General features: G+C 71.5%; 6 protein-coding genes and 1 pseudogene. 5 read left to right on the forward strand and 2 right to left on the reverse strand.

Annotated features, from left to right (window positions below):
- Positions 1-4,910 (reverse strand): SDR family NAD(P)-dependent oxidoreductase (locus ACFZB9_RS34440; RefSeq protein WP_391453791.1); only part of this gene is annotated, 4,910 nt, incomplete at its 3' end.
- Positions 4,911-6,070: 1,160 nt separating this feature from the next.
- Here ACFZB9_RS34440 and ACFZB9_RS34445 point away from each other — a divergent pair.
- The 5 genes and pseudogenes from ACFZB9_RS34445 to ACFZB9_RS34465 all read left to right on the forward strand — a co-directional run bounded on the left by ACFZB9_RS34445 (position 6,071) and on the right by ACFZB9_RS34465 (position 10,357).
- A complete protein-coding gene (locus tag ACFZB9_RS34445) occupies positions 6,071-6,538 on the forward strand; it encodes a VOC family protein (protein ID WP_391453792.1) in 468 nt (155 codons plus the stop codon).
- Entirely contained in the window at positions 6,535-7,494 is a 960-nt protein-coding gene (locus tag ACFZB9_RS34450; RefSeq protein WP_391453793.1) for a hypothetical protein, read from the forward strand. The genes ACFZB9_RS34445 and ACFZB9_RS34450 overlap by 4 nt, the downstream gene beginning before the upstream one ends.
- A 32-nt stretch (positions 7,495-7,526) precedes the next feature.
- Positions 7,527-7,652: pseudogene (locus ACFZB9_RS34455) on the forward strand (IMP dehydrogenase); the annotation flags it as partial.
- Positions 7,653-7,794: 142 nt separating this feature from the next.
- Positions 7,795-9,357, forward strand: coding sequence for an acetolactate synthase large subunit (locus ACFZB9_RS34460; protein ID WP_391453794.1), 1,563 nt, complete (start codon positions 7,795-7,797; stop codon positions 9,355-9,357).
- A 112-nt stretch (positions 9,358-9,469) separates the two neighbouring features.
- Positions 9,470-10,357, forward strand: a complete 888-nt coding sequence (locus tag ACFZB9_RS34465; protein ID WP_391453795.1) for an NAD(P)-dependent oxidoreductase — start codon at positions 9,470-9,472, stop codon at positions 10,355-10,357.
- Between the two features lie 79 nt (positions 10,358-10,436).
- On the opposite strand, the gene ACFZB9_RS34470 is transcribed toward ACFZB9_RS34465, so the two are convergent.
- Positions 10,437-11,669: a cytochrome P450 gene (locus ACFZB9_RS34470; RefSeq protein ID WP_391453797.1), complete on the reverse strand. Its 1,233-nt coding sequence runs from the start codon at positions 11,667-11,669 to the stop codon at positions 10,437-10,439.
- Between the last annotated feature and the right edge of the window lie 206 nt (positions 11,670-11,875).

Genomic DNA, 11,875 nt, shown 5'->3' on the forward strand with positions numbered 1-11,875 from the left:
AGCACATGCCACGCGTTCTGCAGGAACAACCGCTCCTGCGGATCCATCAACTCCGCCTGACGCGGCGAGATACCGAAGAACAGCGGATCGAAACGATCCACATCACGCAGGAAACCACCCCAACGAGTGTGCGCGCGGCCGGGAGTGGCCGGGTCGGGGTCGTACCAGCGGTCCCGGTCCCAGCGGTCCGCCGGGATCTCACTGACACAGTCACGCCCCTGCAACAGATTGGCCCAGAACTCGCCCAGGTCATCCGCCATCGGATAGCGCCCCGCCAGACCGATCACCGCGATCGCATCGTCCTCGGGGGCGGGGGCGGCTTCGAGGGCGGGCTGCCGCGTGCGGGTGCGCACGCTCCGCACCTGCGACGGCACGGTGATGGACGCCCCCGGCGCGTCGGACGAGACACCGCGCAACTCGCCCCGATGGTGCTCGGCGAAGTAATCGGCCAACTCACCCAGGGTCGCGTACTCGAAGAAAAGCGTCTTCGACAGACCCACGAAACGACGGTCCAGCTGACGGTTCAGCTTAGTGATCATCAGCGAGTCGATACCGTAGCGGTCGAACGGCGCATCAGCGGCGAGCTCCGCCGGGTCCAGGCCGGTCTCGGCCGCGATCAACTCACGCAGCACGCGCAGGGCCTCGGCCCGCGGATCCGCACCATCACCACCATCGTCCGCGACAGTCTGCGGGGCACGCTCGACAGGGGTGAGCGGGGCTGCCGGGTTGAGCGCGGCGGTGATCCGCCCGGTGTCGCCGTACGCCGCCACCACCGCGCCCCGGGCACCGAGAGCCTGCTCCAGCAGGGCCAGGCCGGTGGCGGTGGGCAGCACGCCGAAGCCGGTACGCCCGGCGATCTCCGCCGCCGCCTCCGGACTCTGGCGCATCCCGCCCTCGGCCCACATCGGCCAGGCGACCGCGGTCACCCGCCGCCCACCCTCGGCATACGCCTCCAGGAAAGCGTTGGCATAGGCATAGTCGCTCTGACCCGCGCTGCCGATATGCGCGGCGATCGAAGAGAAAGCGAGGAAGAAGTCCAGCGGATCGTCCGCCGTGGCCTCGTCCAACGCACGCAGACCGGCCACCTTCGGGGCCAGCACCGCGGCGAAGTCGGCGTCGGTCTTCGTGAGCGCGAAGCCGTCGCGCAGCACGCCAGCGGCGTGCACGACCCCGTTGATCGGCCCGAACTCCCGCCGCACCTCAGCCAGTTGCTCGGCGAGCGCGACGGGATCGGAGACATCGACGCGGCGATAGACAACCCGCGGATCCAGCTCCACGCCGGACTGCTCGGCGCGACCCAGCAGCACCACCCGCGCCTCGGCCCGCCCCAGCAGGAAGCCGGCCACGGCCCGGCCGAGCCCACCCGCACCACCGGTGACCAGGTAGACACCACCCTCCCGCACCGCAACCGGCTCGATCTGCGTTACCGGGAGATAGTGCGGCAGCTCGCGCCCCATGGCGGTGTACCGCACCTCGGCCTCACCCCCAGGACGGGCCAACTCCGCACGCAGCGCCGCCGCCTCGTCCACACCCTCGGCCAGGCCCACCACCTGGAGCACCAACAACGGGTTCTCCGCCCGCACCGCCCGGGCGAACCCGGCCAACGCGGCACGCTCCGGCCGTGCACCATCAGCCTCATGACGATGCGTCAGCAACACTCGGACCGGAGCCGTCGGGCGGCCGTGGAGCAACTGCCGCACCAGGCCCAGCGCCTGCCCGGGCTCGGGCTCGTCGACCAGGACAGTGGCGAGGCCCGCGGGAAGCTCCTCCCCCGGCGCGAGGACGGCGACCCGCTCGGCCCCCAACGAGCCGAGCAGCCCGCCCAGTTCGGCACGGCGCTCCGCATCGGCGGCAACCACCGCCGCGGCACCGATCAGGCGACCAGGGTCCGCCACCGGGGCTTTTGCCGGGGTGTCGGCCGATGCCGCGACCCAGCGACGTTCCAGCAGCGCCGAGTTGTGCGGGCTGGTCAGCACCCGGACCGTCAGATCGCGCAGCCGGGCCAGCACCTGCCCGTGCGAGTCCAGCACCGTCAGCTCGGCCCGCGCCGTGCGCTCACCGAGCAGCCCGAGCGTCACATGCACCCAGCACGGCCTATCGACAGGCGCGTGCACAGTCAACTCGCCGAGCGCCAACGGCAGGAAACCCTCAGCCGTCTCCCCGTAGGAGCGGGCGAGCAGCACCACCAGGGCGTGCAGGGCGCCGTCCAGCAGCGCCGGGTTGAGCAGCGCACCGTCCAACTCGGCACCGGCGGGCGGTTCGAGCAGGGCCAGCGCCTCGCCCTCGCCGAGCGCCACCTCCGCCAGCGCCCGCATCCGGGGACCGTAATCCAGTCCGCGCGAGCGCAGTTCGGCGTAGCAGTCCCGGTGCGGGATCACCTCGGTGCAGCGTGCGCTCACCGCGTCGAGGTCGACCGCGGCGGGCACCTCGATCGCGCCGGTACGGATCTCCCCGGCCGCGTACACCTCGTCCCGCTCACTGATCTCGAAACCCACCGCGTCCCGCACCCGCCACAGCGACACCAACGCGGTCCGCGGCCCCTGGGCGTAGGACAGGAGTTGGTCGAAGGAGACGCCGCTCAGCTGGACCGGACCACCGCTCTGGAGTTCGCCGGCCGCCCGGGCCAGCTCCAGGTAGCCGACCGCCGGCATCACCGGCTCACCGCCCACGACATGATCGGCCAGGTAGAACTCGCTGCCCGAGCGGGTACTGCGGTAGGCCGGCGCATCCAGCGTGGAGACGTTCTCGTCCAGCATCGGGTGCGGACCCCGACCACTGACAGCCTCGGTGACGGCAGGCGTGTCCGGGCCGGTCATCCAGCAGCGCCTACCCTCGAACGGATAGGTCGGCAGCGGCACCCGGCCACGCTCCTGACCCGCGAACCAAGCCTGCCAGTCGACGCTCGCACCAGCCGCCCAGGCCCGGGCCACCGCCTCCCGCGGCCCACCCGCACGCACCGCCTCGACACTCAGAACCAGTCCGCGCGCCTCCTCCTGCGCGCCGCGCAGCGCGATCCGCGATCCCCTGGGAGCAGTCGGCGGCGCGGCGGAGCCGGCCAGGGCGTCGGCCAGGTCGAGCGCCCCGATCACGCAAGCCGCCGCACGGGCCGCAAGGCCATCGCCGTGCACCGCCACCGGACGCAGCCCCCAACCCAGCCAGAGCCGGCCCAGCGCATACTGCAACGCGAACGCCGCACCACGCTCACCCTGCTCCCCCGCACCCGCCTCAACAGCCGCCCGGTAGTGCCCGGCGAAGGCCGGCTCCACAGCACACCACTGCTCCGCGAGGGCGCTGGCGTCGGCCACCCGCTCGGTGAGAACGAAGGAGAGCTCGCCGCTCGCCAACTCAGCGGGAATCGCCGACTCCCGCAACGCACCCGCGAGTTCACCACGATCGCTACCGCAAACCGCGAGCCGGAACTCGTGAGCACGCCGACCCACCGCCAGCGTGTAGCCGATGTCGGCGAGGGTGGCCGCCGGGGCGGCGTCCAGGTAGTCGGCCAACTCCCCAGCAGCCGTGCGCAGCGCGCTCGCCGTCCGCGCGGAGAGCACCAGCACCTGCTGCCCCGCCCCCTCCCCCAGGACCGGCGCCGCCGGCGCCTCCTCCAGCACCGCGTGAGCATTGGTCCCACCGATACCGAAAGAGCTCACCCCCGCGCGCAACGGACCCTCCGCCCGCCAGGGCGCGGTGGCGGTACTGACCGTGAAAGGACCGGCCGCGAAGTCGATCGCCGGGTTGGCCTCGCGGAAGTTCAGCGTCGGCACCAGCGTGCGATGCTTCATCATCAGCGCGGTCTTGATCACGCCGGCGACACCCGCCGCCGCGTCCAGATGCCCGAGGTTGGACTTCACCGAACCGATCGCACAGAAACCCGTGTCCCCGGTCTGCGCCCGGAACGCCTTCGTCAGCGCCGAGACCTCCACCGGATCACCCAGCCGGGTCGCGGTGCCGTGCGCCTCCACATAACCGATCGAGCGCGCCTCCACCCCGGACACCGCATGCGCCTCACGGATCACCGCCGCCTGCCCCGCCGCACCCGGAGCGGCGAAACTCACCTTCCCCGAACCGTCGTTGTTGGTCGCCGTCCCCTTGATGACCGCGTGAACGGTGTCCCGGTCCGCGATGGCATCACCCAACAGCTTGAGCACCAGCACACCCACACCGTTACCGAGCACCGTCCCACTGGCCTCGGCATCGAAGGTACGCACATGCCCGTCCTCGGACAGGATCGCGCCCTCCTCATAGAGGTACCCCTTGGTCTGCGGCAGCTTGGCCGTGACACCACCCGCCAGCGCCATGTCACACTCACCGTTGATCAGCCCCTGACAGGCCAGGTGGATCGCGACCAACGACGTGGAGCAGGCCGTCTGCACCGTGTAACTGGGACCCTTGAGATCGAGCTTGTAGGAGAGCCGGGTCGCCAGGAAGTCCTTGTCGTTGCCGACCATCACCGCGAAATGATTCGACGTCGTGGTCTGATCGACATGGGGCAGCACCTGCTGCTGCAGATACGTATTGATGGCCGCACCCGCATAGACACTGATCAACCCGTCATAGCGGGCCGGGTCGTAACCCGCGTGCTCCAGCGCCGCGTGCCCGGCCGTCAACAGGATCCGGTGCTGCGGATCAGTGAACTCAGCCTCCGCCGGAGTGAATTCGAAATACCCCGTATCGAAGAGATCCACATCCGGCAGCACCCCGTGCACCGGCACGTACCCAGGATCGTCCAGCAACCGCGCCGGCACCCCGGCCGCGGCCAGCTCCTCCCGGCTGAACCGCGTGATCCCCTCCCTGCCCTCGCTCAACAGACGCCAGAAGGAATCCAGGTCATCCGCACCGGGAAAACGCCCGGACATGCCGATGATCGCCACATCCGTCTCGGCCACGACAGGAACCTCGGGGCTGCTCACTGGCCCAACTCTCCTTCGTCCTCGTCCGTGCGCCCGACCGGGCGGGGGCAGCCGGAATCACCCGGGGTGTCTCCGGCGTGAGAATGGCGCGACAAAGTGTCCTGATCCCGACCGGCGGGCACAGGGCACGGAAAAATGCGGCAGGACGAAAAACCCCCGGGAGACGCTCCGGCCTACTGCCGGAATGCACGTCCTGCCCACCCCTCCAGGGCATGCCTCGAAGTCACCAGGCTGACCGTGTCAACGATGCTCGAAGTGTGCTCAGGAAACCGGTGGCACCGGTAAGAGACCGCAGTGCCACCCACCCCAACGGACTGGGCAGATCCCGCTAAAACGTCCGGAACTTCATCGTGGCCCCCCTGTCAACTTCCGCCCGACAGAACCAGCACCCGCCGCCCTGCGGCCCCATCCCCGAGCCGCCGTGCCGCAGTTCATCCTTACAAGTTCCCCGTCTACCGGCGAGCCTAGCCCGAGTACCTGGCCAGATGCAATGAAAACTGGTGACACTTGATCAACAACCGGGCGTCCGACGGAAGTCGGGATCATGTCATCACTCCGGCGCGCGCTGGGCTCGGCCCGGCCGCCGACCTCCGACACGCCAACTCCGCTTCGTACACAGCCGGACAAGTGCCATCGCGAGCACTCCCCAGGTGGGACGCACCGACTCTCGGCCGCCGCCCGCCCTGGCGGCCCGGCACGCACAAGAGGGTGCTTGCGGCAAGCGGGCAAGCCGACAATGATGGCCGCGGGGGATCTCGACGACCCGCCATGCGTGTGCCCGCAACCGTGGCCGCCGTCTTGAGTCGTCGATCTGTCGATCCGTCAGATGCGGTACGTACCACAATCTTCGGCGCCGTCATCGGTGACCACCACGATGGCTTCGCCGACTGGACCAGCGTCCGCCGGGAAAGCGACTTCGATATTGCCGCCGCGGGCCCATGGGGTTACTTGGCGCTTACGACCGGGCAACCGCCGGGACTGCCACACCGGCGGACCGAGCAGTCCAACGGCTTACCAGACGGGACCCGCCATGCCATCAACGACCTTGACACCAGCGCATCGGACGTGCCCTGCGAGCCTGGTCGCCGCCGCCGTGACTCCCCTGGCGAAATCAGCCGGCTCCGGCCAGTTGCGCTGACACCCGGAAGGAAGACTCTGCCATGAATCAGCCGGTCACCCCACGCATCCACCACCTCGGTGTGCAGACCGCGGACCTCGACAACTGCCTTGCCTGGTACCTGGAGTTCTTCGGCGCCGAGCAGAAGTGGGAGCTGGACAAGTTCTCCGAGCTCACGCTCAGCCGCCTGCCGGGCATCCGCCGCCTGATCGAGGTCGCCGCCGGTGGCGTCCGCTTCCACCTCTTCGACCGCGCGGACCACAACGGCGTGCTGCCGGACGCGAACGGGTTCCAGTTCCAGCACGCCTGCCTGCAGGTCGCCGAGCCGCAGGAGCTCGAAGTGGCGCGCCGGCGCTGGATCGAGCTGTACGAGTCGGGCCGCTACACCTTCGCCCGGCCCGACCAGCCGACCGAGATCGTCGTCGACTCCGACGGGGTCCACAGCCTCTACGTCTACGACGTGAACGGCCTGGAGTACGAATTCACCTTCATCCCGGAGGGTGACCGATGAGCGGCTCCGGCGATTCCCTGCTCGCGGAGCAGACCGGGATCGGCGACTGGGACTTCGGCGACTTCCCCTACGGGCTGGAGCCGCTGGCGATGCCGGCGGCGGGCCATTCGCGGGCCACCGGTGCCGTCCCGCCCGGGATCCTCTCCTGCGACCGCGATCTGACCCTGCTTCAGCTGCGATTCCTGGCCGACGGACGCCCGCTGGACCTGCCGGAGAGCACCCAGGAGCGCTCCCCCGACCAGCTCTTCTGGTTCCGCTGGATCACCGGCCACCAGACCACCTTCCTCATCTGGCACCTGATGGGCGATCTGCTCAAGCGGGTCGGGGCGCAGGAGGAGCCGGAGCCGGCCGCGTTCGCCCGGCTGGAGGCCTACGCCTACGGCTACTGCGCCATGCTGCTCTACACCGGATCGTGCCCGCTCGACCTCTACCAGGACCTGATCAGGCCGCGGATGTTCCTCCAGCACCGCAGCTTCAGCGGGGCCTGGGCCTCCGACTACGCCTCGGTGCGCGGCCTGTTCCGGGGCCGGGGCCTGGCCCGGGGCAGCAGCCCGCAGGCGGCCCGGCTGGCCCAGGCCGTGGAGACCAACAAGGTGATCCACGACGGCATCGCCGCCCGGCTGGTGCCCGGTGGCAAGTCGCTGCTCCAGCAGGCCATGCTGGGCCCCGCCGTGCGCCCCTCGGAGCGCACGGCGCTGCTCTATGACAACTTCTTCATGACCCTGCGCGGCCCGGTGGACGAGGACGGCATCACCAGTCAGCTGCTGCGCAGACTGCGCGCGGTGGCCCTGGACGTGGCCGCCAACGGCCTCTACCCGCTCGGACTGGGCGGCGGGGAGCTGCCCGAGGAGCTGCGCAGCGCGGAGGTGGCCGCCTGCGAGGAGCGGATCGGCCTGACCCTGCACGAGGTCGGCGAGGCCTGCGTCACCCAGGGCGACCCGCTCCCCTGCCCGTAGCGCGTACGAGCAGCAGGCGAAAGGACCCCAGGATGCGTGCCGCCGTCTTCCAGGCCCCGCACGACATCCGCGTCGAGGAGGTGCCGGACCCGGTGGTCCAGCGGCCTGGTGACGCGGTGGTGCGGGTCCTGCTGTCCTGCATCTGCGGCACCGATCTCTGAACAGTCGACGAACAGCGCGAACCAGCAACGCAACGCACCACGCAACCCAGCAACGCACCGCACCGCACCGCACCGCACCGCACAACGCAAACGCAACGCAAACGCAACGCAACGCACCGAACGGAAAGCGGACTTGACAATGAGCGGCACCACCGGCGCGCACGCCGTCCTGCGGACCCTCGTGGACGGCGGCATCGACGTCTGCTTCAGCAATCCGGGCACCTCCGAGATGCACCTGGTCGCCGAGATGGTGGCGACACCCGAGATGCGCCTCGTGCTCTGCCTCTTCGAAGGGGTGGCCACCGGCGCCGCCGACGGCTACGGCCGGATGGCCGAGAAGCCCGCCGCCACGCTGCTCCACCTCGGTCCCGGGCTCGGCAACGGGGTGGCCAACCTGCACAACGCCCGCCGCGCCGGCACCGCGCTGGTGAACATCGTGGGCGACCACGCCACCTACCACCGGGCCTTCGACGCCCCGCTGAACTCCGACATCGAGGCGCTGGCCGGCGCGGTGTCGAAGTGGGTGCGCCGCCCCGAGAGCGCGGCGCGCGCCGGCGGCGACACCGCCGAGGCGATCACCGCCGCCACCTCGCCCACCGGCCACCTGCCCGGCGGGGTCGCCACGCTGATCCTCCCCTCGGACGTCTGCTGGTCACCGGGCGGGACCGCCGCGGCGGTGGCCGCCCCCGCGCCCGCCCCGCTGGACGAGCAGGCCGTGGAGCGGGTCGCCAAGCTGCTGCTCGGCACCGAGGGCTGCGTCCTGCTGGTGGGCGGCCGGAACATGCGCCGCGCCGGGCTGAACGCGGCCAGCCGGATCGCCACGGCCACCGGGGCGGACCTGCTGGCCGAGAAGTCCCCGGCCCGCCACGAGCGCGGCGCCGGCATCCCACGGCTGGACCGCCTGCCCTACCCCAGGGACCTGGCCGCGGACCGGCTGGCCGGCGCCCGGCACCTGGTGCTGGCCGGCGCGCGCTCTCCCGTGGCGTTCTTCGCCTACCCCGGCCAGCCGAGCACCCTGCTGCCGGACGGCTGCGAGGTGCACGACCTGGGCGGCGACCCCGCCGCGCTGGCCCTGCTGGCCGAGCTGGTCGCACCCGGCACCGCCCCGGTGGTCGCCGAGGCCCGGCGCCCCGGCCTGCCGAGCGGTGAGCTGACCGCCGAGAAGGCCGCCGCCGTGCTCGGCGCGCTGATGCCGGAGGGCGCCATCGTGGTGGACGAGGCGATCACCTCCGACCAGTGGCTGCCCGAGTACACCGCCGGTGCGCCGGTGCACGACTGGCTCAACATCACCGGCGGCTCGATCGGCATGGGGCTGCCGGTGGCCACCGGCGCGGCCGTCGCCTGCCCCGACCGGCCGGTGATCAGCCTGGAGGCCGACGGCAGCGCGATGTACACGCTGCAGGCGCTGTGGACCCAGTCCCGCGAGGCGCTGGACGTCACCACCGTCATCTTCGACAACGCCTCCTACGCGATCCTGGACGGCGAACTGCGCCGCCTGGGCGCCTTCCAGGGCGCCGACGCCCAGCGCAGCCGGTCGCTGATCGACATCCCCGGGCTCGACTTCGTCGCGCTCGCGGGCGGCATGGGCGTGCCGGCCACCCGGGCCCGCACCGCCGAGGAGTTCACCGAGCAGCTGCGCCGCGCGCTGGCCGAGCCCGGTCCCCACCTGATCGACGCCGTGGTTCCCCCGGTCACCTCGTGACCGGCCCCACCCGTCCCGCCGAGGAGACCGGCTCCACCCGTCCCGCCGAGGAGACCGGCTCCACCCGTCCCGCCGAGGAGACCGGCTCCGCCCGTCCCATCGAGGAGGCAGCATGACGCAGCGCCCCACCTTCCGTCAGATCTCCGTCCTGCCCGGCGTCTGGCCCTCGGCCGGCCTGCTGGCGGCGCTCGGCCCGCTGAGCGAGGCGCCGCCGCTGGCCCTGACCGAGTGGCCGCCGGCCGGGCCCGCGGACCCCGTCCTGCGGCGGACGGACGCCCTGCTGGCGGGCTGGAAGGACGTCCTGGACGCCGAACTCCTCGGCCGGCTGCCCGAGCTGCGCTACCTCGGTCTGCGCGCCACCACGACCGGCCGGGTCGACCTGGAGTACACCGAGCGGCACGGCATCACCGTCGCGCCGATCTACGGCTACGGCGACGCCGGCACGGTGGAGTTCGTCGTCGAGCAGCTGCTCGCGCACGCGCGGCACGGCCTGAAGGGCCCGCACCCCGGCGAGCTGACGGGCAAGCGGCTGGGTCTCGTCGGCTACGGCCCGGTGGCCAGGAGCGTGGGCCAGGTCGGGCAGGCGCTGGGCATGGAGGTCGCCTTCCACACGCCCACCCCCCGGACCACGGGCGCGGCGGAGCCCCGCTGGGCGCCGCTGGCCGAGGTGCTGGGCGGCTCGGACTTCCTGTCCTTCCACTCCCCCGCCTACCGGCACGTGGTGACCCCCGAGGAGCTGGCGCTGGTCCCCGGGGCGGCCCTGGTGGTCATCACCACACTGGGCCTGCCGATGGCCGAACCCGCCCTGCGGGACTGGCAGTCGCAGCGGGCCGGGCGCACCGTGCTGGACCTCTGCGCCGCCCACGCCGCCGCCGAGGAGACCCTGCGGCTGCCCGGGATCGAGGTGCACGACCTCTACGCGGCCCGCACCACCGAGTCGATCCTGCGCGCCGAGGCCCAGCTGGTGGCGAACCTCACCGCCGCGCTCCAGCCGACGTAGCGCGGCGGTCGCACGCGCAACGCCATCGGCGGCACACCCCTCGGGGTGTGCCGCCGATGCGCGTTCCTGGCGTCGCGGGTCAGCTCTCGGCCGGCCGCAGCACCACCGGCAGGGTCCGGTGCCCGTTGGTGATGAACGAGGGCAGCGGGGTCAACTCGCCGTCCGCCAGCGCCATCTGCGGGAACCGCTCGAAGAGCGCGGGCAGCGCCACCGTCGCCTCCAGGCGGGCCAGCGCCGCACCCAGGCAGAACTTCACGCCGTAACCGAAGGAGACGTGCTCCTTGTTGGCGCGGGTGACGTCGAACTGCGCGGCACTGTCCCCGTGCACCGTCTCGTCGCGCCCGGCGGCGGCGTAGCCGACCAGGATCGCCTCGCCCTTGCGGATCAGCACGTCGCCGGCCTGGATGTCCTCCACCGCGAAGCGCAGCGGGATGTTCGCCACCGGGGCCTGCAGCCGCAGCGACTCCTCGACCATGTCGCTCCAGCTGGCCTGCCCCGAGCGGACCAGCGCCAGCTGGTCGGGGTGGGTGAGGAGCAGGTGGATGGAGTTGTCCAGCAGGTTGACGGTGGTCTCCAGGCCCGCGCTGATCAGCGCCATCAGGGTCTCCACCACCTCCTCCTGGCTGAGCGCGCTGCCGTCCTCCTCGTCCCGGATCGCGATCAGCGCGCTGGTCAGGTCGTCGCCCGGCTCGTTGAACTTGAGCACGGCCAGCTCGACCAGGAGCCCGTAGAACCGCTCGCCGTTGGCCTGGGCGGCCTCCGGCGTGACGGTGGTGTCGAAGATCGTCTTCACACAGACCCGCAGGTCGGGCATCCGCTCCTCGGGAACGCCGAGCAGGCTGCCGATCACCTGGATCGGGATCGCGTAGGCGTAGCCCTCGCGCATGTTGGTGGCGGTGCCGGCCGGGGCGGTCGCCAGCTCGTCGAGCAGCGCGGTGATGATGCCCTCGACCCGCGGACGCAGCGACTCGATCCGCCGGGCGGTGAAGGCACCGGAGGCCAGCCGCCGAAGGCGCCGGTGGTCGGAGCCGTAGGCGGTGAACATGTTCTCGGCCGCCACCCAGACCATCAGCGACCAGTCCATCGGGATCTCGCCGTTCTTGAAGGCGTCCCAGTGCTGGCGGGCACTGCGGGAGACCAGCGGGTCACCGAGCAGCTGCTTGACCAGCTGCTGGCTGCCCACCGCCCAGGCCTCCACGCCGCCGGGCAGCTCGACCTTGGCGACCGGGCCGTCCTTGAAAACGAGGTTGTTCTCGCCGTGGATGTCCTGCCCACTGGGGTCCAACCGGTAGGGGCAGCGCGCGGTTTCCATATACGGCCTCCTGTATGCGTTATCGGGTACAGCGGGAACGGCGACCTGGGGTGCCGACGGCCGGGGTGGGCCGGTCGGCAGCCTTGTCGGCGCGCAGTGGGATGGGCCCGGATGCCAGGCCTACCTGCTTGCCTGGACGGGGAGTTGGCTGTCCGACGGGGTGTCCGACAGCCAGTGCCCGGGCTGCGGTGCGCGCCGCCTGCATG

Origin of the sequence: Kitasatospora sp. NPDC008050, assembly GCF_042957465.1 — a bacterium.
In the GTDB taxonomy this organism is placed as follows: domain Bacteria; phylum Actinomycetota; class Actinomycetes; order Streptomycetales; family Streptomycetaceae; genus Kitasatospora.

Bases quoted from the DNA above. Each gene is read 5' to 3' on its own strand.
- ACFZB9_RS34445 (WP_391453792.1), top strand. From the start codon at position 6,071: ATGAATCAGCCGGTCACCCCACGCATCCACCACCTCGGTGTGCAGACC.
- ACFZB9_RS34470 (WP_391453797.1), bottom strand. From the start codon at position 11,669: ATGGAAACCGCGCGCTGCCCCTACCGGTTGGACCCCAGTGGGCAGGAC.
- ACFZB9_RS34460 (WP_391453794.1), top strand. From the start codon at position 7,795: ATGAGCGGCACCACCGGCGCGCACGCCGTCCTGCGGACCCTCGTGGAC.
- ACFZB9_RS34450 (WP_391453793.1), top strand. From the start codon at position 6,535: ATGAGCGGCTCCGGCGATTCCCTGCTCGCGGAGCAGACCGGGATCGGC.
- ACFZB9_RS34465 (WP_391453795.1), top strand. From the start codon at position 9,470: ATGACGCAGCGCCCCACCTTCCGTCAGATCTCCGTCCTGCCCGGCGTC.